The 22,284-nt window shown below is 34.8% G+C and carries 25 protein-coding genes; 14 read left to right on the top strand and 11 right to left on the bottom strand.

Going from position 1 to position 22,284, the window contains the following annotated elements; all coding sequences use genetic code 11:
• Nucleotides 1-554: 554 nt before the first annotated feature.
• From BM383_RS14550 to BM383_RS14535, 4 genes are all read left to right on the top strand, one after another.
• Entirely contained in the window at nucleotides 555-1,127 is a 573-nt protein-coding gene (locus BM383_RS14550) for a hypothetical protein (protein WP_093025876.1), read from the top strand.
• 155 nt (nucleotides 1,128-1,282) lie between these two features.
• Nucleotides 1,283-1,792: a hypothetical protein gene (locus tag BM383_RS14545; RefSeq protein ID WP_245766599.1), complete on the top strand. Its 510-nt coding sequence runs from the start codon at nucleotides 1,283-1,285 to the stop codon at nucleotides 1,790-1,792.
• A 32-nt stretch (nucleotides 1,793-1,824) separates the two neighbouring features.
• Nucleotides 1,825-2,517 carry a hypothetical protein gene (locus BM383_RS14540; protein ID WP_143106433.1) on the top strand — a complete coding sequence of 231 codons (693 nt, stop codon included), beginning with the start codon at nucleotides 1,825-1,827 and terminating at the stop codon, nucleotides 2,515-2,517.
• 157 nt (nucleotides 2,518-2,674) lie between these two features.
• Nucleotides 2,675-3,523, top strand: coding sequence for an SH3 domain-containing protein (locus tag BM383_RS14535; RefSeq protein WP_093025874.1), 849 nt, complete (start codon nucleotides 2,675-2,677; stop codon nucleotides 3,521-3,523).
• Nucleotides 3,524-4,067: 544 nt separating this feature from the next.
• Here BM383_RS14535 and BM383_RS14530 read toward each other — a convergent pair.
• Nucleotides 4,068-4,931 (bottom strand): helix-turn-helix domain-containing protein, encoded by an 864-nt coding sequence (locus BM383_RS14530; protein WP_093025873.1) that lies wholly within the window; start codon nucleotides 4,929-4,931, stop codon nucleotides 4,068-4,070.
• Nucleotides 4,932-5,006: 75 nt separating this feature from the next.
• On the bottom strand, nucleotides 5,007-5,633 hold the full coding sequence (locus tag BM383_RS19020) for a putative quinol monooxygenase (RefSeq protein WP_143106432.1): 627 nt from the start codon (nucleotides 5,631-5,633) through the stop codon (nucleotides 5,007-5,009).
• Nucleotides 5,634-5,970: 337 nt separating this feature from the next.
• On the opposite strand from BM383_RS19020, the gene BM383_RS14515 reads away from it, so the two are divergent.
• The 10 genes from BM383_RS14515 (at nucleotide 5,971) to BM383_RS14470 (ending at nucleotide 13,170) form a co-directional block, all read left to right on the top strand.
• A complete protein-coding gene (locus tag BM383_RS14515) occupies nucleotides 5,971-6,555 on the top strand; it encodes a Crp/Fnr family transcriptional regulator (protein WP_093025870.1) in 585 nt (194 codons plus the stop codon).
• A gap of 174 nt (nucleotides 6,556-6,729) precedes the next feature.
• Complete coding sequence (locus BM383_RS14510; RefSeq protein ID WP_093025869.1) at nucleotides 6,730-7,410, top strand: type 1 glutamine amidotransferase domain-containing protein; 681 nt, start codon at nucleotides 6,730-6,732, stop codon at nucleotides 7,408-7,410.
• 357 nt (nucleotides 7,411-7,767) lie between these two features.
• Nucleotides 7,768-8,190, top strand: a complete 423-nt coding sequence (locus BM383_RS14505) for a hypothetical protein (protein ID WP_093025868.1) — start codon at nucleotides 7,768-7,770, stop codon at nucleotides 8,188-8,190.
• Between the two features lie 39 nt (nucleotides 8,191-8,229).
• On the top strand, nucleotides 8,230-8,832 hold the full coding sequence (locus BM383_RS14500; protein WP_093025867.1) for a CDP-alcohol phosphatidyltransferase family protein: 603 nt from the start codon (nucleotides 8,230-8,232) through the stop codon (nucleotides 8,830-8,832).
• Nucleotides 8,833-9,013: 181 nt separating this feature from the next.
• Nucleotides 9,014-9,412, top strand: a complete 399-nt coding sequence (locus BM383_RS14495) for a hypothetical protein (RefSeq protein WP_143106431.1) — start codon at nucleotides 9,014-9,016, stop codon at nucleotides 9,410-9,412.
• Nucleotides 9,413-9,684: 272 nt separating this feature from the next.
• A complete protein-coding gene (locus BM383_RS14490; protein WP_245766598.1) occupies nucleotides 9,685-10,110 on the top strand; it encodes a 2-dehydro-3-deoxyphosphooctonate aldolase in 426 nt (141 codons plus the stop codon).
• Between the two features lie 105 nt (nucleotides 10,111-10,215).
• Entirely contained in the window at nucleotides 10,216-10,653 is a 438-nt protein-coding gene (locus BM383_RS14485; protein WP_093025865.1) for a thioredoxin family protein, read from the top strand.
• Entirely contained in the window at nucleotides 10,653-11,636 is a 984-nt protein-coding gene (locus BM383_RS14480) for an FAD:protein FMN transferase (RefSeq protein ID WP_093025864.1), read from the top strand. The genes BM383_RS14485 and BM383_RS14480 overlap by 1 nt, the downstream gene beginning before the upstream one ends.
• Nucleotides 11,626-11,847 (top strand): DUF4266 domain-containing protein, encoded by a 222-nt coding sequence (locus BM383_RS14475; RefSeq protein ID WP_177229136.1) that lies wholly within the window; start codon nucleotides 11,626-11,628, stop codon nucleotides 11,845-11,847. Before BM383_RS14480 ends, BM383_RS14475 begins: the two co-directional genes overlap by 11 nt.
• Nucleotides 11,848-11,856: 9 nt before the next feature.
• Complete coding sequence (locus BM383_RS14470; protein ID WP_093025863.1) at nucleotides 11,857-13,170, top strand: DUF3570 domain-containing protein; 1,314 nt, start codon at nucleotides 11,857-11,859, stop codon at nucleotides 13,168-13,170.
• A 57-nt stretch (nucleotides 13,171-13,227) separates the two neighbouring features.
• On the opposite strand, the gene BM383_RS14465 is transcribed toward BM383_RS14470, so the two are convergent.
• The 9 genes from BM383_RS14465 to BM383_RS14425 form a co-directional block, all read right to left on the bottom strand.
• Nucleotides 13,228-13,599 carry a VOC family protein gene (locus BM383_RS14465; protein ID WP_093025862.1) on the bottom strand — a complete coding sequence of 124 codons (372 nt, stop codon included), beginning with the start codon at nucleotides 13,597-13,599 and terminating at the stop codon, nucleotides 13,228-13,230.
• Nucleotides 13,600-13,866: 267 nt separating this feature from the next.
• Nucleotides 13,867-16,893 (bottom strand): AsmA family protein, encoded by a 3,027-nt coding sequence (locus BM383_RS14460; protein ID WP_093025861.1) that lies wholly within the window; start codon nucleotides 16,891-16,893, stop codon nucleotides 13,867-13,869.
• Between the two features lie 107 nt (nucleotides 16,894-17,000).
• Nucleotides 17,001-17,711 (bottom strand): hypothetical protein, encoded by a 711-nt coding sequence (locus BM383_RS14455; RefSeq protein WP_143106430.1) that lies wholly within the window; start codon nucleotides 17,709-17,711, stop codon nucleotides 17,001-17,003.
• Between the two features lie 101 nt (nucleotides 17,712-17,812).
• The gene (locus tag BM383_RS14450) at nucleotides 17,813-18,358 is read right to left on the bottom strand and encodes an RNA 2'-phosphotransferase (RefSeq protein WP_093025859.1); all 546 of its coding nucleotides are present in this window, start codon (nucleotides 18,356-18,358) and stop codon (nucleotides 17,813-17,815) included.
• A 37-nt stretch (nucleotides 18,359-18,395) separates the two neighbouring features.
• Nucleotides 18,396-18,938 (bottom strand): hypothetical protein, encoded by a 543-nt coding sequence (locus tag BM383_RS14445; protein WP_143106429.1) that lies wholly within the window; start codon nucleotides 18,936-18,938, stop codon nucleotides 18,396-18,398.
• 207 nt (nucleotides 18,939-19,145) lie between these two features.
• Nucleotides 19,146-20,093, bottom strand: coding sequence for an NHL repeat-containing protein (locus BM383_RS14440; protein WP_093025857.1), 948 nt, complete (start codon nucleotides 20,091-20,093; stop codon nucleotides 19,146-19,148).
• A 125-nt stretch (nucleotides 20,094-20,218) separates the two neighbouring features.
• On the bottom strand, nucleotides 20,219-20,422 hold the full coding sequence (locus BM383_RS14435; RefSeq protein ID WP_093025856.1) for a hypothetical protein: 204 nt from the start codon (nucleotides 20,420-20,422) through the stop codon (nucleotides 20,219-20,221).
• A gap of 5 nt (nucleotides 20,423-20,427) precedes the next feature.
• The gene (locus tag BM383_RS14430) at nucleotides 20,428-20,832 is read right to left on the bottom strand and encodes a hypothetical protein (protein WP_093025855.1); all 405 of its coding nucleotides are present in this window, start codon (nucleotides 20,830-20,832) and stop codon (nucleotides 20,428-20,430) included.
• Between the two features lie 237 nt (nucleotides 20,833-21,069).
• The gene (locus BM383_RS14425; RefSeq protein ID WP_093025854.1) at nucleotides 21,070-22,209 is read right to left on the bottom strand and encodes an erythromycin esterase family protein; all 1,140 of its coding nucleotides are present in this window, start codon (nucleotides 22,207-22,209) and stop codon (nucleotides 21,070-21,072) included.
• Nucleotides 22,210-22,284: the final 75 nt, after the last annotated feature.

Genomic DNA, 22,284 nt, shown 5'->3' with positions numbered 1-22,284 from the left:
GCCTATCAGTAATTAACCTAACATACAGAGGATATTCCATTAGATCTTAGCTAGGAGATGAAACCATGCTCATACTTTTTCTACAAAACTACTTTTTGGAGTGTACGATTATTGTTTTTATAAAGCTGTTTGTAAGATTTTTTTTGAAATAAAAGTTTACAATTGTATAAAAAATTGTATCTTGATCATAATATAAACGAGTTAGCAGTAATTTAAATAAACGGAAAATATGAATAAAGTGAAAAAAATATTGATTACAGCAGGAATATCTATTTTATTTATTTTTACGATATCAATCCTGAATATTAAATATGACAATGGAAGTCAACTACGTACTTATATCGGATGCTTTCTTTTGTATGTTATAATTCGTGCAGTTTGGAAAATATCACATAATGATAACGAAAATCGAAATTTACCAATAGATAAATCAAATTAGTATTATTTTGAAAATTACTGTTTAAAAGCACGAAAGCACAACATCATCTATAGCAAAGTGCTAAACCACGCAACTATTTATAGCCGAGACAATTGTATGTCATTGATAAAAGCAAATGAAAAAAATAGTAGCATTCATATTGATACTGATAATTGCACCATTTCTGGGTGGGATTTACGGGATTCTTCATGATCAAATAACCTATTCAATATCAGAAGAGTATTATACAAAGTTTAAATTCGTACAATTTGGGCTTGAAAACTGGGGATTAGGACAGAATATTAGAACTGGGAAAGCACCAGAAATTATACTAAACAACCCTAGATTTGGAGCTGCAATTGTTGGAATTTTAGCGACTTGGTGGGTGGGTTTAATAATTGGAATTTTTCTCGGACTCATCGGATTAATTCATCGAAACGGAAAAGAGATGTTTAAAGCTACTTCAAAATCAATCGTTTTGACAACCGGAATAGCATTATTGACTGGTTTCATTGGACTTCTTTATGGTAAAATGTTTCTAGTAGAAAATCCTCCAATTTGGTTTTTACCTGATAATGTAATTGAACGCGGAAACTTTATAATGGTTGGTTCTATGCACAATTTTAGCTATCTAGGCGGACTGATAGGATTAATATGTGGAATCATATTTAGCGTAAGAGAAAAAAGAAAATATAAAAAAACCATATAATAACAGTAAGCATTGTCCGATCCCTTGGTAAAAGTTAAGAGTTGGTTACTCAAGTCGCTTTTGAATGGCTTTGTTTTTATAGAATATCCGTGGAGTGGTCTAAAAGTTGTATCTTGTTCATGCAAAACGAGTTGGCAAACATTAAAAAATAAAAGATGAAATCACTTATTCTCGTAATGACTTTGATTCTATTCTCAACCTTTCAGGTATTTGCTTGCGATTGTGAATGTACTGGTGATTGTTCGTTTAGTTCAATTTCAAATAATTCAGAATTTGTGGCTTTGATTAAAGTAATATCTTATGATGATTATTTGGATGATGAAATTATGGGATATGAAGGGAAAATGCCATATTCAATGACAGTTGAAATAATCAAGAAATATAAAGGAAAAGAAACTCGAAATACCATTAAAATATGGGGAGATAACGGGGCAAAATGTAGACCATATATTTCCAATTTCAAGATTGGAGAGCATTACCTTATTGCTCCTAATCTTCTAAGAGTATATAAATTAAAAGGAGAAAAATCAATAGACTACGACTTTTTCAGTTGCAATACCGACTATCTGAAAGTTGATATTGAAAAGCAAAAAGCTTACGGTGAATATACCAAAATTAAGACTGAGATTGAACTAAAGGAATTTGAAGAAAAATTAATGATATAACAAAATGCCAACAACACCAAAACCGCATTAAAATGCAGTTTTGCCAAACGGTTGGGCGTCATTTAAAAAAAGAAATGGGATTAGACATCACACATTACAAAGCAACATTAGAACTTCCCAAAAATTCTGAATTGATAAATATTGGCGGAGAGATTCGAGGAATGTTTGGTGCTGAAACTAGAGAAAGTTTTTCTGACTTTAATGTGCCATTTGAACATTTTAAGAATTTCATTCAAGCTATTGATTGTCCAATAATAATGGAAACAGTTATCATTGTAGAGGAGAAAAATGATATTGAATATGTAAATAATCACTTCTCAAGTACTGACTATAAAATACTATTAAACGATAACAGTTTGAACAGAAACCTGAAAGCATACGAAAGCGGAAAGGGCTTGAATGATTCTAAAAGGCACTTTGGGGAAAGTGTATTGAATAAATGGAAAGTATTGAATTACTATAAAATCGAAAAAAGAGAAGGTTTCTACTACCATCAAGTTGCTTACCAAAGAAAAGGAATGAACGAAAATCTTTGGAAAAGATTTTGCAACAATGATATTTATGAATATGCTTTAAAATCTGATTTCGAATACGCAAATAAATGTGTGAGTAGAAAAAAGCCTTATGAACCAAAAGCTGATTTTGAATTGAGAAAAGAAAGCTTCAAAAAAGAATTTTTAGATAATTACGAAAATGGCACAAGTTTTATGTCTGTGTCATATTAAAAAACGAACGCCCAACACTGTTGCGCAACTCTTTGCTAAAAGTTAAGGGTTGGCTTCTCAAGTCACTTTTGAGCGGCTTTGTTTTTATAGAATATCCGTGGAGTGGTCTAAAAGTTGTATCTTGTTTAGTATATAAATGAATTAGGTAACTATTAGGATGAAAAACGTACTTACCATTTTGCTATTGATTTTGACCAATGCTATTTTTGGACAACAAATTCAGTATGTTCATGCTGATAGTGGGCTAATTGTAAGAGAAAAGCCAGAAACATGTTCTAAAAGAATTGGAAAACTTGAATACGGAACAAGAGTTTACATTATAACGGAAACTGAATTCAATTTAACAATCAAAGATGAAGGTAAAGACATTAGCGGAAGTTGGGTTGAAGTAGAAGAAGTCGATGGAAATCAAAAAGGGTATGTATTTAATGGTTTTTTGACATCAGATGAACTGAAGAAAAGAATAGAAATCAAATTTCGGGATTTTTCCCTGCAAATGGAATTAGAGGTTTGGGATGAAAATGAAACCTTAAAAACAGTTCATATTGATACTGCAAAAGTTTCGTTAGAACTTGGAGAAACACCAGAAGGGAAAAAAATAAAAATCAAACAATCTAAATACAAAAAAATAGAGGTTTTCCAAAGATATGAAAACAGTATTACTATAATGAACGAAGGTCCTCATTGCGACTTAACCGAATGGAAACATTTTTATTCAGATTGGAAAAAATTGGATTATGATTTGACTGAAAATACATTTATATCAGATTCTTATGAAACTTATGATTCAGAAAATTTTATAGACGTTGACATTAATGAATTAAAAAAAGCCGTAGAAACAGAATGTGGTGAATATTGGTCTGAACATATAAAAGGTATACAGAACGTACATGAATATCCAATTGGAGTTTCAATGAGTACGATATTTTTAAAAATAATATTGACCGATAAAAATGATTCAGTTATTGAAAAAACAATTGAATTTGAAATTCCGATGGGATGTTAAACATCCAATTACATTATCCTATCCGATGCACAACTCCTTGGTAAAAGTTAGTGGTTGGGTTATACAAGTCGCTTTTGAGCGACTTTTTTGTTTTTATCGGTAGTGGATTTTCTGGTTTTGTGGAAGGCTTACAAGCGGATTATGGGCTTTGAGGAAGGCTTTTATGGCCATTGTAAGTAGGCGTGTGTTTCCCTGATTACTATGGGCCTTTTTGTTAGTGTTGTAAGCTTCGATACAAATCGTTTTGAGGTACATGGTCACTGAGCAGAAACTGGGTGAACAATGCTTCTTGTACGATCTTTTTACCTATCATACAGTAAGACACGAAAAAATAACGGTTACACCTTAAAAAGGGTGGGGATTTTTTGTTAACTTGTGCAACAGGTACAATGTATAACTGCAATTTGCTTCGCCAGTCGCTAGGCTCTAGTCGGCGGATTCGACTACGTCCGAATCCAGTCGGAATTGCTAACGCCAGTTCTAAACCGAAAAATTTGCGTACTTTAACCCATAACTGACGGTTATACTAGACCGTTATGAGCAATTAATTAGACTCTAGTTTAGCAAAACCAACTGTCTTACGATAAATATCAGGTGATACTCCTACCTTCTTTTTAAAAAAACGACTAAAATAGAATTCATCGTCATAACCTAAAAAAGCAGCAACTTGTTTCACTGGTTTAGAAGTTAAATAAAGTTCTCGTTTCGCCTCAATAATGATCCTATTTGAAATTAAGGATGAAGTCGTTTGATTGAGGTATTTCTTGACGATACCGGCTAAAGTTTTAGGACTTACACTTAGTTCATCTGCGTATTCTTGGGGAGAATGGAATTTGCAATAATTACTCTCAATTGCATCGACTAAATTTTGTAAAATTTCTGTTTTTGAATCTGACGATCTGGGAGTTAATTGTTGATCAAATTGTTTCTTTTGTCTGACCGCTTCTATTAAAAACACTTTTAAAAATGCCACAAGAACTTCATGCTGAGCGATTGAGTCTTTGTCCATCTCTTTCGAAATTTGATCAATCAAACTAAGAAATAGGCTTTGCTCGTTTACAGTAAAATAGGGTAAACCATGGAAATTATTAAAAAGGAATCCCTCGGTCTCTATTTCGTTTTGATGTCTATATGTACAAAAAAAATCGGGATGAAAATTCAATAAATAACCCTGACACTTTTCTTCAGAACGTATCATGAAAGGTTGATACGGAGCCAAACAAATCATATGATTTCCTTGCAATTCAAAACTCTGAAAATCAACCCTTAGTTCATAGCTAATTCCACATAACAAAACTATAGAATAATAATTTCTTCTTTGTAAATGATCAAACTGGCTTAGATCGTTTAACTCTTCTAATCTAAACGCAAGTTCCCCGTTTTGTTTGTCTATAATTATTTGGGCCATACTAAATTTATTTTTTAGCTCATTCAAATTTAAAAAAAAGGAGTGCCCAAAGCACTCCTTTCTTAAATCAAATAGTTATTTTGAAGCTAAAATGTTAATTTTTTGAATTGCTGAAGCATCAAAGCCTTCCAAAATTACAGGCGCATTCTCCATCAACGCTGCTGCTACTTTCCCTGTTAAATGAGCATCTCTGCCAGCGTCATCTGCAAACGTATCGAAAATGGCATAGGTTTCTTCATTGATTTTAAAAGCATACCAAGATAAAGTTGCAGGCTCAGAACTTACCAATGACTTGCCAGCTTGTAAGAAATCCTCCACTGCAGATGTCTTTCCTTCTTTGGCTTTCATAATCACCAACAATCCGTTATTCTGATTCCCCACTTTATGATTACTTGCTTGAACATCAACGGTCTTAATATCTTTGCTAGGATCAAAACCTTCTAAAAGATCTCCAGCATTGGCCAATAAGGCTTTTGCCACTTCTCCTTTTAAGTGTGCCTGTCTGCCTTCTTCAGTTTCAAATGTGTCATAAATTCCGAAAGTTTGTTCATCTATTTGAAATGCAAACCAAGATACAGTTTTTGGCTCTGCATTTACCAATGATAAACCACCTAAAAGAAACTCTTTCACTTCTTGCTCCTTACCTTCTTTCGCTTTCATGATTACTAATAATCCGATTTTTTCATTTTTTGTGTTGTCCATAATTTTATTTTTTTTAGATTGAGAAAATGCTTGAATTGTTATCCCTAGCATTAGAACTAGGCTACTTAATTTGATTAAACTTTTAAATTTCATTTTGACTTATTTTTGTTACACTACAAATGTAAAGCTAAATAAGGGGTCTTGGAATGGAGATAAGAGACTGAAGCATGGACAATTTTCCAGTGACAATGAAGAATGTAAAAAAGCTCATAATCGAGTAGACGGCTCCGTTTGTAAGAAAATAATTAACTTTACCAACAAACCAATACTAAGCTGACAAATCCGCGTCTCATACTCCGCCAAATGGCAATAAAAGATACCGTTGCGAGTAATTTAAATGAACATCGAAAATTCAATAATATTAGAAATTTTTAAAGGTATTTCTTTTTCAAAAAAAGAAATGAATCTTATTGAAAGTAAACTTAAAAAACTCAAGTTAAAAAAAGGGACTACAATATTAAAAGCAGATGATAAAGTGAACAATCAATATTATGTTTACAATGGATGTTTAAGAACTTACTTTATTGACAAATCTGGTAAAGAACATACTTTGCAATTCGCCATTAATGATTGGTGGATAAGCGATTATACGGCTTTCTTCACGGCATCCAAAGCGATTATGTATATTGAAACTATTCAGGATGCAACTTTATATGAAATTTCCAAAAAAAGTATGGAAGAATTATTTATAGAGATTCCACAATTAGAAACTTTTTTCAGAAAAAAAATGGAAAGAGCTTTTGCTAGCTTTCAAAAAAGAATATTAGCAAGTTTGGCCCAATCAGCTAAAGAAAGATACGTTTCTTTTATTAGCACTTACCCAAATATTGAACAGGCTGTAAAAAATTACCATATAGCTTCTTATCTAGGAATTACTACCGAAAGCTTAAGTAGAATTAGAAAAGAAATATCTGATAATTGATTTTATTACCATACATCAATTTTCAGTACTTAATTTGACAGTAATTTTGTCTCTAATCAAAAGAATAACAACAATTATAATCGCTTTAGCTTTATTTTCCTTTTGTGGTAAAAACCCAAAGGAAACTAATTCTAATGAAAAAAATTAAGTATTAACACAAAAAAAAGCAAAACAATGAAAAAAGTATTATTTGTATTAACTAATCACGAAGATTTAGGAGATACTGGAATGAAAACTGGTTTTTGGATTGAAGAATTTGCAGCACCTTATTACTTATTAAAAGATAAAGGAATTGAAATTACTTTGGCATCTCCAAAAGGAGGACAACCTCCAATTGACCCAAAAAGTAATGAACCAGATTTCCAAACTCCGGCAACCATAAGATTTAATGATGATAAAGAAACTAAAGAAATCTTATCTAAAACAATAAAATTGGAAACTGTTAATCAAGCAGATTATGACGCAGTATTTTATCCTGGTGGACACGGTCCTTTATGGGATTTAGCTGAAGATGAAAACTCAATTGCCTTAATAGAAGATTTTTATAACAACAATAAACCTATTGCTGCTGTTTGTCACGCTCCTGCAGTTTTTAAAAACACAAAAAATACGGATGGAACATCTTTGGTTAATGGGAAAAAAGTAACTGGATTTACAAACGGAGAAGAAGAAGCTGTTCAACTAACTTCTGTTGTTCCATTTTTGGTTGAAGAAATGTTAAAGAGTAATGGTGGAATTTACACTAAAAAAGCAGACTGGAGTCCTTATGCGGTCGAAGATGGTTTGTTAATAACTGGACAAAATCCTGCATCTTCAGAACCAGTTGCCGAACTGTTACTAGAAAAGTTAAAGTAAAAACTACTTACAACAAAGACGGTAGCTGTTGCACAACTCTTTGGTAAAAGTTGGAGGTTGGGTTATACAAGTCGCTTTTGAGCGACTTTTTTGTTTTTAGCGGTAGTGGATTTTCTGGTTTTTCGGAAGGCTTACAAGCAGATTATGGACTTTTAGAAAGGCTTTTATGGCCATTGTAAGCAGGCGTGTGTTTCCCTGATTACTATGTTTTTTTTTGCTGGTGTTGCAAGCTTCAATACAAATTGTTTTCAGACACATGGTCACTGGGCAGAAACTGGGTAAACAATGCTTCTTGTACGATCTTTTTACCTTGCACCCAGTAAGACACGAAAAAATAACGGTTGCACCTTAAAAAGGGTGGGGAAAAGTGAACATTCAGATTTAAATTATAGTGCATTCAGGCAATTTGATAGTTTTGAAATCTATAAGGACAATGGGATAAAAAAAGCATTTGAACCCATACAAGGAAATTTTGATATTTACTTTTTTATTTCAGCTTTTACAGGGGATTCCTTCGACGGAACTCGAAAAACATTTCACGATTATTTAATTTTAAAAGTGAATGCTAAAACTGAAGCGATAATTGATGGATTTCAATATACACTGGAGTGGGCAGAACCACCGCCAATTTCCGACTTGTATAGAGTAACCGATAAAACCAGAAAATTATCTGATGGAATCAATTTGAATCAACTTCAGATGACACACGTTGAAATAGCGTATCTAACCGAGGAGGAGAAAGTACTGAAAGATCATGGAGTTTTAAAACTTAAAGAATAACGAACCGAAGAAACCAACACGTATAAGCGAACCAAACTGATGAAAAAAATACCATTTCTACTCATATACAGCAGAATAGTCTTATGCTTGCTCATAGCTTTATTAGCCATTTTAAAAATGGACAATTATGCTATATGGATAGTTGCCTTCATGAGCCTGGGATTGATCACTGATATTTTTGATGGAATTATAGCACGGAAACTCAATGCCTCCACTGAAAAGCTTCGAATTTGGGATTCTAATGTGGATCAATTTTTTTGGATGACCATAATTGTTTCCATTTTTTACCTCAACATTGATTTTTTGAAAGAAAACTATGTATGGATTGGAATTGTAATTTTCCTGGAACTCCTCGCCTATGTATTCAGCTATTGGAAATTTAAAAAATCAATTGCCACGCATTCTATTTTAGCTAAGTTTTGGACACTGTCTTTATTATGGTTTTTGATAGACCTAGTACTTAATTCCTCCAGTCAAATTCCCTTTATCGTTTGTATTTTCTTAGGAATACTATCAAGAATAGAAATACATTTGATCATCATCAACTTAAAGAATTGGACTACCGATGTGCCATCCATTTGGGTAGTTTCAAAAATCAACCGAGGGATTGCTATTAAGAAAAACAAACTATTTAATAGCTAGAAAACCTGTGTCTACATACATTTATGATTCTTGCAACGACTAGCTACATAAATTATTTTGCGTCTCTTTGTTTGTACAGCTAAGAGTAAAAAAGTATTTAAATATCGAATTCTAAACAAGATAATAGATTTTTATACGCAACCATTTTTACTTTTCAATATCTAGTCATAAAACATCACTTATGCGAACGATTTTACTACTTATTTCTATGTTTATTTCATTACTTAGTTGTTCTACTAACGATGATGACACTTTTACTAATGCTGATATTTTGGGAGACTGGATTTGGCTTCAAACAACTGGTGGTATTGGCGGAGGAATGGATACCCCGGAAACTACAGGGCAAACCATCACATTGACAATCTCAGAAACTACGATTAAGGAGTATATAGACGGTGAGTTAGTAATAGATGCAAACTATACCATTGAACTTGATGATTACTACGGTGAGCAGGTACAAGTGATCATCATGGAAGATATTGCTATAGGGCAACGAATTAGGTACTTGGATGAAAATACACTGGAATTGAGTAGTCACAACATGTTCGATGGCTTTCAGCATGTATATGCTCGGGAATAAAATCAGGTGATCATCAAATACCTATTTACCACTTTGGGAATCTATTTAAATAAGTTCATTTAAAGGCGTTATAAGCAATGATGAGTTACGATAGTCATCTGTTCATCTTGAAGATTTAAAAGACGTAGAGAACTTCCTATTTTAAATCACACTATTACTGTTTGGGATAAAATATGTATATTGCTATAGCTATTTTATTGTCTTTTCATTTGAGAAAATACAAGTTCATAGCTACATCATTATCTTATCAATCTAATCAAACGGTTTCTATTATGAAACATCTTTTCTACGCCGGTATATTCCTATTCCTATGCGCTTGTTCATCATCCAACAAACAAACGACTACGTTGAAGAACAGCACCACTTTTCGGTTAACAGAGATATCCAAAGATACTAATTATGGGTATTCTGAAAAAAAACCTGTGGAAGTAGGTGGTGTATCAGAACAATCGGGCCCTATGAACGAGCGACGCTATTTAAATGCATTGGCCGGCCCTAATGGAGAACAAATATCTTACTTTAGAGCGGGTAGCTGTTGTCCCATAAAGAGTAACAATGATCCTTTTGGTTTTGGAAGTGTTATGCTAGACATTTACCGTGTAACTTGGGAAGGAAAAAAAGATACCGTATCTATTTATATCAATATGTATGATTCTGGAGAACTAAAAGCTCCTGTTGGATTTACAATTAAAAAATAATACGTAGACACCTCTTCTATTCTTAAGTGAATCTTAAGACTTAGAAGCTCATAATACTGTATATTTATACTATCAAAAAAACACCTTAAAAAAAGAAAAGATAGTATGAAGCGATTACTCCTAGCCTTTTTGCTGCTGTTGGCTATGCAATTACAAGCACAAGACTGGCAAACAAACTTAGATACTGCTAAAAAACTAGCCAAAGAAAAACAGGCGCCAATTATATTGGTTTTTCAAGGGTCGGACTGGTGTGCGCCATGCATTCGATTGGACCGAAATATATGGAGCACAGAAGATTTCAAATCCTATGCAAAAGACCATTATGTAATGCTGAAAGCAGATTTTCCTCGTAAAAAAGAAAATCAATTACCAGAAGCGCAACAAACGCATAACAAAGCGTTGGCTGAGAATTATAATCCAAACGGTTATTTCCCTTTGGTTGTGGTGTTAGATGCAGAAGGAAAAGTACAAGGAAAAGTGGGTTTTGAAAAAATGAGCCCAAAAGAATACATTCAATTATTGAATTCCTTTAGCAAAAATTAATGCGCAGCGCTCTTATTTACATAGCACTCTTTACCTCTATGCTTACCATAGCCCAACAAAACTACAAGCGAACGCTTAAGTTAATGGGGAGCAGGTTTGACATTACTGTGGTAGCTAATGATGAAACCTCCGGTAATGCTGCCATAGACAAAGCCGTTGCAGAAATCACCCGATTAGAAAAAATGATCTCTTCTTGGGACAGTACTTCTCAAACGGCGGCTATCAACAAAAATGCAGGCATACAACCCGTATATGTGAGTACAGAATTATTTGAATTGATAGCACGTGCTTTAAAAATATCTCAACTTACACAAGGGGCTTTTGATATTAGCTATGCTTCTATGGATAAAATCTGGAAGTTTGATGGTTCTATGACAGCAGCACCTTCACCTGATGCCATTGCGCAGTCCGTTGCAAAAGTTGGATATCAAAACATCCTTCTTGATAAAAAAGCTCAAACTGTATTTCTAAAAGAAAAAGGAATGAAAATAGGCTTCGGAGCTATTGGGAAAGGATTTGCGGCAGACAAAGCCAAAGCACTTTTAATGGCAGACGGCATCGTTGGTGGTATCATCAATGCATCGGGCGATTTAAATACCTGGGGAACCCAAGCCGATGGTAGCGACTGGAAAGTGGCCATTACAAATCCGTTTAACAAAAGTAAGGCGTTTTCATGGCTTCCCGTAGTAAACAGTGCGGTGGTTACCTCTGGAAATTATGAAAAATATGTCTCGTTCAACGGCAAACGCTATTCTCATATTATAGATCCCAGAACAGGATATCCTACCACAGGGATCATCAGTGCTACCATTTTTACGAAAGATGCAGAAGTAGCCGATGCTTTGGCTACCTCCGTTTTTGTAATGGGTATTGAAGTAGGACTCGATTTTGTGAACCAACTCAAGGGTGTAGAATGTATTTTAATAGACGATAAAGGAAAAATGTATACCTCAGAAAATATTGATTTAGAAAATGAAGAATAATATCAAAGTAATCATAGCTATGATAGCTATCGGTTGTTCCATGGCAAGTTGTAACACCGTAAAGGAATATGAAAAGGTAAACCTCAACGATCCTGATATGGCATTGGGTGATAAAGCGGTGAATAGAAATGTAGACAGCTTCCATTCTTATCGTGAGGCGGCTTCCGGCGCTAATGGGGGAAAAACAGGTGGTGGATGTGGATGTAATTAAAAAGACAACATGAAAAAACTCATATTTTTAATTTTATTATTGACTTGTGGTTTTAGTAAGGCGCAGGAGACTTCGGATTCGCTTGCCTACAAAAAACGTGTCTTAGAAAATACAGAAGTAGACTTTCTGGCTAGTTACTATACCCAGGATGGAAATAACGCTGCTGTAAGTGGTGGAATCGGTACAGAAGAATTAACCGATGGTACTTCTACCATTGTAGTATCCATCCCTTTAAATGCAGACGATGTGTTGACGGTAGATGCCGGTATTTCGGCTTATACTTCAGCTTCTTCTAGTAATGTGAATCCGTTTGATGGTGGAAAAGATGCCAATCCGTTTCAGGCCTCTTCCGGAGCCTCTAGCAGCGATCTTTGGACCAATCTCATGGGAAGTTATTCGCATAGTTCAGATGATCGAAACCGTATTTGGGCATTGCACGGATCTATGTCTACAGAATACGATTATTTTTCACTAGGTTTTGGTGGTAGTTACACCATGCTTTTCAATGAAAAAAACACAGAATTAACTGTAAAAGCAAATGCTTATTTTGATAGCTGGAAGCGATTGTATCCATATGAATTACGTCCATTTCTTTCAGGAGGACAAGGGTTAAGTGCGAGTTTGTTTAATACACATACCATTACCGGAAATGCAGATTATCAACCCTTATTTAGTGAATTGACAGAGAAGAAAAGAAATAGTTATTCTGCAGGTTTAGCATTGTCACAAGTGTTCACTAAAAACATGCAGGGATCTTTGCTGCTAGATGTGGTACAACAACAAGGATTGCTTTCTACACCTTTTCAACGGGTATATTTTGCAGACGTAGCCGACTCTTATATTGATGAATTTCAGTTAGCTGATGATATTGAAAGATTACCTGATTCCCGATTTAAAATTGCCGTTGGAGGTCGTTTAAATTACTATCTGAATGAAATCGTGGTTTTACGTGGTTTTTACCGATATTACACAGATAACTGGGGCATTACTTCTCATACAGCTAGTTTAGAAGTACCCATAAAAATAGGTAGTAAATTTACGCTATATCCTTCCTACCGATATTACAATCAGACAGCGGCCGATTATTTTGCACCGTATGAAACGCATCTATCAACAGAGTCCTATTATACATCCGATTATGATTTGTCTACATTCAATGCAAGTCAGTATGGATTTGGACTTACCTATACTGATATTTTCACTGGATTCCGTTTATGGAAATTAGGTTTGAAAAGTATTGATCTACGCTACAATTACTATGAACGCAATACCGGCCTTACCGCCAATATTATTTTATTTGGTGTGAAGTTTGTAGCAGACTAAATAGAAAAAGCCGTTCAAATCTGAACGGCTTTTTTATGATATCATCACTACTTCAATTTATACATGTTGATCTATTAAAATCACATTACCGTCAGGATCTGTGATCATACAACTACCGGGACCTTCCGTGCCTTCCTTAACTTCGCTCATCATGGCTACGCCATTATCCTTTAAACTTTGTTGAATACTTCGCACATCATCAAAATCGGTTTGCTTTTGCGCATTCTCGTCCCAGCCCGGGTTAAAGGTTAAAATATTGCCTTCAAACATTCCTTGAAACAAGCCAACCAAGGCATTTCCATTTTTCATGATCAAATATTGATGTTCCATGGAACCTGCAAAGACCGAAAAACCTAGTTGCTCATAAAAGTTTTTAGAGGTTTCCAGATCTTTTACATTCAAACTCATGGAGAAAGCTCCTAATTTCATACTAGTTGATTTTTTAAGTTTGTTCTAAAGGTATTGATTTTATGAGAAAATAAAATACATCTTTCGGAAAACAAAAAAAGCGATATACCAAGATATCGCTTTTAAAAAAGTTTTGTTATGATGACTCTTAACATCATACCACTAAATTAAAGATGAATATTCCCCCAAACACTGTACTTTAATTCAAGATTAAAATTACCACGCATGCTACTAAAAAAAAATACCCAATATTGAGTATTTTTAGCTGTTCTATCAATTCATCTCCTTTTAATTACTTACAATTTCAAAGGGTTTTAATCCTAATTGATCTCTTATTTTATTTTTAGCTGCTATTACTGCTGTATCTGCCTTTTTCTGAAGTCGCTCTTTATCCGAAAAATAATATTTATACTTTGCTTTTGTGAGTTTGATGCTGTAATCATCAAAATTAGCTCCATCTACATTGATTCCCATTTTAAAAGGTACCGGTGATTTTAGTACGGAAATGTGATAATCGTAACTCAAATCTAAATGTTGTTCACCTCCAAAGGCGAGTCGGTACCTATCGATTTCTACCAAAGCCGGTAAAATCTCAAGTGTATTGTTGGCTATCTGCATTTCCACCTCTAAATGTTTTACAGGATTTCTTTCTTTACTTTTAAACTTTAATGTTTTGGCCAATTCACTAAAGGTTGGTCCATCGAGCACCATAATGTCGTGCGCCTGCAAAGCAGCTATTCCATTCAACGAATTGGTTTTAAAGTCTAAATGTTCGTCTAAAGTGGCGGTACCTTTCATTCTAAAATCGGCTACACCCAGAAAAGATTTCGTTGAAGGCATCAAACTATCTAACACTGGGAGCACATTGGTAAGTTGGCTCATAGCAATATGAGACAAATCGAACTGAAAATCTATTGCCGAAGTACGATCGGGCTTTGGCGAATAGGTGATATTCGTGTTTAAATGAGCTGCTGCCGTTTGTAATGAAAAATCCTTTAGGTATAAATTTCCTTCCGAAATTTGAAGATCGCCCTCTAAGTCCGTAAGATCGGTTGAGCCAAAGGCTAATTTTTTAATGTGAGTAGAAAAATGAAACTGTAGACTATCAGGTATTGCAAAAGATTGCTTTTCTGTAGTGGCCGCTGTTTCTTGTTTCATTGGAGCCACGTTTTCATTGGGTACTTCTGTATCTTCCATCACACCCGAAAAAGCAGCCATCAATTCATTGGTATTTATAAAATCTGATTGCAAATCTAATCGGGCGGTTACTTTGGTTCCGTCAAAAAAACCTTTAGCATGGTCAATAGCTCCGGTCAATACCGCATTAGATGTTCCAAACTCTACCATTGCCTTACGTAGCTGTAAAGAATCTTCTTGAAAAGAAATAGCCGTTCTTGGCATGTGGAGCGGTGTTTTAATCCCATCAATTCTCGCATATAAATCTCCAAAACCTACACGTCCTCTAGGCTTCCAGCGTTTTCTACCCGCATGGTCTAAACGTACCTTGTAGCCTCCTTTTTTGATTCCTAAAAAGTTATTTGCATACCGAATTCCTAAACTATCAATTGAAAAATTAGAGGTTATGTATCCTTTTTGCCCTTGTTCTCTTGGATGTAAAACTGCCTCTATTGCAGTTTTCTTAAGCAGAAACATCATAGAATCTGAAACCGATTTTCCCCGTACCGATTCCATACTTCCATTAAGCGCTAGCATTACATGGGGGAATTTTTTTCCTTTTCTCTTTTTGTTATGAGGCGTTGCTCCTGCTACTTCTTTTACGGTACCGTGTGCCTTTATAGTTTTTGCATGAAGTTCTTTATCTAACTTGTAAACCAAATTAGTGTCTTCGATAGTCATATCAACCGCTGTATGATTTAATCCTTCGGTTTCACGATAAAAAGTAAGCAATGCTTTTTCTGAATTAAAATCCAGACTATCTTTTTTCATATTAAAAACCACATCTTTCATTGCAATACTTCCGGAAAGATCAATATCCTGATACTGTTCTTCCTGAATTGCTGATAAAGAGAATTGACCTTGAAGATTGGCTTGTGCGGTTCCATGCAGCGTCATAGAACTGTCTACTGGAAATTCGTTGTACAATTTGGTGAGATCTAAAGCTCCGTTTAAAGCTGATTTAATGTAAACATCGCCCAATACATCGGTTATTTGCATGTTACCAACCAAATCTATTCCCGTTCCTTTTACCAATAATGTATCTATATTGACCGTAGATGGCTGCGATTTATCCAGATAAAAAATACCTCTTGCCGAGGTGGACAATGCGTCGATACTACCAGCAATGTTCTCGTATGCAATACTACCATTCTCCAAATCCATAGCCACCGCAATTTTAGGCAAATGGCCACTGCCGTACAATCCTGTCATATCAATATCAAAATGTACTGCTCCTTGGGCTACAATATTTTCCTTCGGTAAAAAAACCTTGGGGACCACATTGATAAAATTGGTGATAGAACTGGTGGTTAATCCGGCGTGAAGATCCATTTCCATGGCGTGCTCTTTCTTATTGGGACGTAGAGTTCCGTTTGCTTTGAAATGAATATGATTCACACTAATGTCTTTAGAATCTATAGTTACCACACGCGTGGCTCTATTTAAATCTACTGTAACTTCCATTCCCGGACTTTGAAACGTATGAAACAATTGCTCTTTGTAGTAAGCTTCTACATTTTCGCTATGCGTAGTAATAGCTATACCAATGCTATCGGCAGTTTTTTCAGCAGATAAGATTAGTGAAAAATCATTGACCTTATGCGATACGTTGGTAACAGCATCGTCATAGATCAAGGTAGCATGCTCTATTTCTAAATGATGTACGGTAATGTCATTGATCTGTAAACTATCGCTTGTGGTGGTTTCTTCTTCAGTTTCCTTTAAAATATTCCAGTTGGTATTTCCTTCTTGGTCAGCATAGGCATACAGTTTTGGTTCTTCAATTTGAATATTTCGAATGGTGATGTTATGATGCTGAAGATATTCCCTAAGGTTCACCTCTACCAGTGCTTTTTTAAAGACTGCTAAGGTATCTTTCTGCGTTCCTGTTTGAAGGGTTTTAATTGCGGTATTTTCCAATGCTACGCCAAATCTGGGAAACGTACTGAAAAATGTAAGAGAAACTCCATCACAGCTCACTTCTGCATTGAGTTGTTCATTCAATACCTCTACCACAACGGGCGTAATTTTTTCCGGAGTAAATATAAAATTTAGCGCCACAGCTATTGCCAATGAAAAAACAACACCTATAACCAGCAAACTAATAATCAATCTTTTAAACACTCTTTTAAATCGCATACGCACTAAAACTTAACAATTGGCAAGGTACTATTTTATACGGTTTTCTAGCGTGACTATAGTGATATCTCTTATCAGTTTAATTTTAATAGCACTGAAATATTACATTAACTTCTTATAATAGGGCCACTTTGCTTTTGATGCGTCGCTTTTATTGTGGTTACGCTAGTATCATCACTTAGAATAACGTTACCCTCTGGCGGTTGAGAAAATTCTAAAACCCTGTGATACTGTTCTGGTAGTCTTAGGTCTTTGGCTTCTTTCCAATTTGCTTTTCCAAGTACAGCTACCAACTCTCCTTCTTCTAAAATACCTTCGCGGTAGCGCATATTTTTGTTCCACCCTAAAAATCCTTCGCTGGAAGTTCCTTTGCTTTTTAAATAGTTTTCCAGATACGCCGGCGCATCTTTAAAAGAATATGATTCTTGTTTATGATCTTTTACTAAATAACTATCCACCATACTGGTGCTGCTTATAGTAGCATAGTTACCCTTATCTTCTATCAAAAATCGAGACGTTACTTTTTCATCAATAACGCTGTGCCAAGAGGAAGAATTTCCACTGCTTCGTTTTCTTTCTACTACCACATGATAAAAAGCACAAGGTCTACGAGAAATGGGTGCTATTAATGGCTCATCTATAAAGGTTACTTTTCCAATAGCTTTGGCGATTTCTCCATCTCTAAACTCACTCACAGATTTGTGAACTGCTTTGTTAAGTTTCCGTTTTACCATGGCCTTTTCTGAAAAGAAAAAATGGTACACCATTGAAACCGCTATAATGCACAGAAATATGACGAAAATGATAGGTGAATCCATAGATAAAAAAGTTGTTAGGTCAATGACAAGATACAAATTACTTTATAATTTTTACTTAAATACCGTTAGTAATTGATTGAGTTCAACACAATGACTTTCCGCTATGAAAACCTAATAAACTCCGGTGCAACATGCTCCGTAAGCCAAACTCCATTTTCTGATTGAAAAAAAGCTATGCCCGCTTTATGCATTTCATCGGCGGCAATTTCAAGCAATATCGGTTTCCCGTAGCGTTGGCCCACTGCTATAGCGGTTTCCGTATTGTTAGAAAGATGTACATGATGGCGTTGGCCTTTTAGCAATCCTTGTTTTTTAATAGATGCTATATTTCTTTCTGCGGTGCCATGATACAAAATTTCCGGCGGTACTTTAGCCACAAGTCCAAGATCAATATTTACAGAATGTCCTTGATTGGCTCTTATCTTTTCATCATTAGGACTCAACACAAAGCGCTTTTTATCACTATTGTCCACTACCCATTTTAACTCTTCTAAAGTCAATTGAAACGTGTCACTCTGAATGTTGGTTAGTAATTCTTGAGTATTCGCCCATCCATTTTCATCTAAAGAAATACCTATAACTTCTGGTTGATGACGTAAAATAAGACTTAAATATTTACTTATTTTTTGTGCTTTTTTTGAATTCATTTCTTGTAATTAATACACTTTACAAATAATCTACCCATTACTGTAATGTGCCACTGTTGGTTTTTTGTGTATTGATGGTATATACCAGTTGCTTTCCTTCTAATTGAAAACCGGCTCTAGCCACTCCGCTGATTCTTTCTTCAGACAATGCTACTACGTAGAACATACTTGTTTTTCCGGGTGCAATATGGGTTACTTTATCACTTTTTTGTCCTAATTGCTGATTTAAATAAGCGCTCACATCTAAACCATAATCAAACTTCTGTATGTTTTCTAACGTCATGGAAATTTCGGGTACATATAATTGAAAATAAGTGGGATTAACGGAGGAAGTTTCCAATGGAAAATCTACAGACAACTGTAATGGTTTGGACGTTTTGTTGGTCACCTGAGTCCAAAATACAAAATATGCGTACGTTTTACCATACGCATCTGTATAGTCTAATCCACCTTTGGGATAACTATTTTGAATAAGAATAGATTCGCCCGCATTTGTTGGGTAGTGATACTCCGTATGAAATTCTTGCCCTATCAGGATGTTACTTAACAACAGTATGAATAGGAATGACACATGCTTCATAACTCAAAGATACTAGAAAACGATAAATGTTTCAGGTATTAGTTCGTTTCTAATTGTTCTGAGTGGTTTTCTAAAGTAGCAATAAGAGTTTCCAGCGCTGTCAACCAATCAGGATTCACATCCTTATTTTCTTTTGCTGCTATCCATTGTTTTTAAGTATAGATTTTTTCTGAATACTAAAAGCGAAAGATACAGAAAATAAGCTATCTATTTGGTGATTACTTCCTCGTATACCACTCCGGGAGTAGTACTCAATACCAACGTGCTGGTGTTTTGAGTTTCCATTCCAAATGTAAAAAGCGTTTGATCATCTTGAATTGCTAAAATAGCATTAGTATAGGAATCATACGCCATTCCTTTTAAGGTTATAGAAGATGCTAAAGTTTGCAATACGGTTTCTCCGCCATTAAACTCATCTAACTGCACAATAGCCGGAGAAAGATCACTGTCAGGATAGCGAGCTTTCTTAAAAGCAAAATATGCATTACTAGTATTGGTTAACAATCCGGAATACGTATAGTCTGAATTCAGTTGCATTTCTATTGATTCACCACTTTCTATGTCTATAGCTTGCATGTAAAAGCTTTGTAAAAAACAGAAGATCTTTTCCTGTTGTTCATCATAGGTAAGATCTGCCAAAAAAACACCTTCATTATAAGAAGCGACTACAGTTTCGGTTCCTGTAGCTACATTTACCGAAACCACTTCATGCAAATTTCCGGAATATTGATTAAAATCACTTTTAAAAAGATATATAGTTCCGGTTGCATCTAAAACTACATCGCTATAATACATATAAGGCGTGCTATTGTCTAGCATTACGGTAGTAAAAGAACCATCAGAAAGATCTATGAAGTAGAGTGCATTTGCTGCATTGTCATATCCATCTTTTTTAGTTACACCTATCAATGTATTGGTGGTACTGTTGTAAACAAAATCATGTAGCTTGGTAGCAGGATCAAAACTAGCAATGGTATCCTGAGTACCAGTAACTATATCCAAACCCAAAACCGCTGAATTTACGGTACCTTCTTCGCTATATACAAACGTAAACACATTGAAATCTTCATTATCAGTTGGAAACGCAGTATCATCCGTTGTACAACTCATCAATAGCAAACAGGAAGCTAACCAAAATGTAAAAATTCTATTCATATACAACAGTTTTCAAGTAATAAACCTCTATCTCATAAAAGATTAGCTTCAAGATACATTTTTTTTATGGAAGATAAACGATTCCCGAAAATAAATAATGGTAAACCTAATTCTTCATTGTAAAGCTATCGTCGTGGTCTTTTTAAGGAAGCTATTTCACTTCGAGATTTTACTTTGCTAAAAATTCTAAAGCCAATAATCGCCAATAAAATACTATATCCAATAGTGATTTTTACGATTCCCATTTGAGCAACTCCAAGCAAGATCCCGTTAATCCCAGATCCTTTGATCCTTCCTCCTATTTCAAAAACATATCCATCTACCATCATATTGGCTAAAGATGCAACATATATATATAAAGACCTGTAACAATCAGTAATGCAAAGAATTGTGGCTTGGCGTATTTCCATAAACTTGGATGCTCTTTGGAATAACTGAACTCTGGAAGTTCTTGGCGCAGATGCTCAAAGATCTCATTTTTCACTTGCTCATCTTCAAGTATCAATTCTTCCTCTGAATCCTTTCGATAATAGATTTTCAACTCGTTTTTCCCATGCTGATTTTCAATTGCCGTAATGTAATTGTAGGGAATACTGAAAAGGCCTTCAAGGAAATCCAATTGTGCATTGCTAGTAAGCCTGTTGTACACTTCATATTTGGGATTTCCCTTATAAATAACGCCATCTTTGATTACAATAAGCTTGTTAGCTTTGGAGTTATTTTGATTCCAATACTGCATATTTAATAGATTATAAGTTTTGGTTATGTATAAAGGCACTGACTTAGGATACGATGTTTTATAAAAAACACCCCATCCTTTAGCTACTTCCGCTCATCTAGTACTTTTGTGATCAACTTTTCAAGATCGTCATATGTAATTTGTAATGAGTTGGAAACTTAGGAAACAACTTATCAAAAGTGATATAATAGCCTAGCTCAAATGATTCAGTAACTTCAAATGTTTTCATTTCAATAATTAGTTTTTAGTATAAGTTATTTTTTCGCCTTCTGATATAAATACCAGCGCATCAAAATGTCGAAACCATTGGGTCTTGTTCTCTTTTAGATGAAACATTCCTTCGAATTTCATGGTAGCATACTCAGGGTAATCCTCAATCAAGTGCTTGGAATCTATAAAATAATTAGACTTTGTAGAAGGTAGGTAATGCAATAAATTCTCTGGATCTTCATGAGATTTAGCAATCCATTTTTCTTTTCGGTAAGGCATATAAATAGGTGAGAAAGCAATGTGATAGGACACATTTGGCTGTTGAGCTACAAACTGTGCTCCCATTGTTTCTCCCTTCATAAATTCATATTCGTATTTAGCCATATGGGCGTTAGCCAACCATACAATCATCTTTTTATCTGGCATATGATGCACTAAAAAATTTAGGTTTGAAGCCATTTGAGTATCCCGAATAGGAATTCCCTTTGTACTACTCTTGTGCGTGGTATTAATGAGAACGTCACTTTGCAAAGTCTTTAAAAATTGATACCAAAGTATATCCTTCTGAACTTCATTTTGGCTCAATAAAGAGGTTATTCCTTTGTTAAGTAGTGCCAGATTGTTTTTTCCGAGTGCCTTACTAGCTTTGCTCCTATTTTGAAGATAAACGGTGGTGAGTTCCAAAAAACGATCGTCAATAGTTATCGCCTTTGCTTCGATAAAAGCGGCTAGCTTTTGTGTAAAATGAGTTTGTGTATAGTTTGCTCCCAATTGATTATCAAAACCCCAAATGGTTACCTCTTGTTCTTGTAAAAATTGAAATAACTCAACACACTGTTCTGAACGAGACCAAAATGGATATAAATTGTTCTTACTATGGTCAAAATAAAGTGCAAAGAAATCTGCTTCAAAAGCAATTTCAGTATATCCCTTTTCCAAAACCAAGTATTTAACAAATGCTGTTTTTGCAAGAAAGTCCGATCCTATATGGTGTTCCGATTCTCCTAAAAAAACAACTTTTTTGTCTGCCAGTTGCTCGTTCAATACAATTTTGACATCCCTAGTCAAAAGAGTTTCCATTTTGTTGAGTGGATAGATATAGTCTTCTACTTGTGCAAAGGCCATACAACCAAAGAGCAACAAATAGAGATGTAATATTTTTTTCATGAATTTCTTTTAAGGTCTGTTCAACAGTGACAGATGTATACATTCTACTGATTGACAATCAACTAGAACTACTAT

This window comes from Pustulibacterium marinum (assembly GCF_900116665.1).
GTDB classification, from domain to species: Bacteria; Bacteroidota; Bacteroidia; order Flavobacteriales; family Flavobacteriaceae; genus Pustulibacterium; species Pustulibacterium marinum.
The sequence above is the reverse complement of the archived record's forward strand: the minus strand, read 5'-3'. Positions and strand labels throughout refer to the sequence as shown.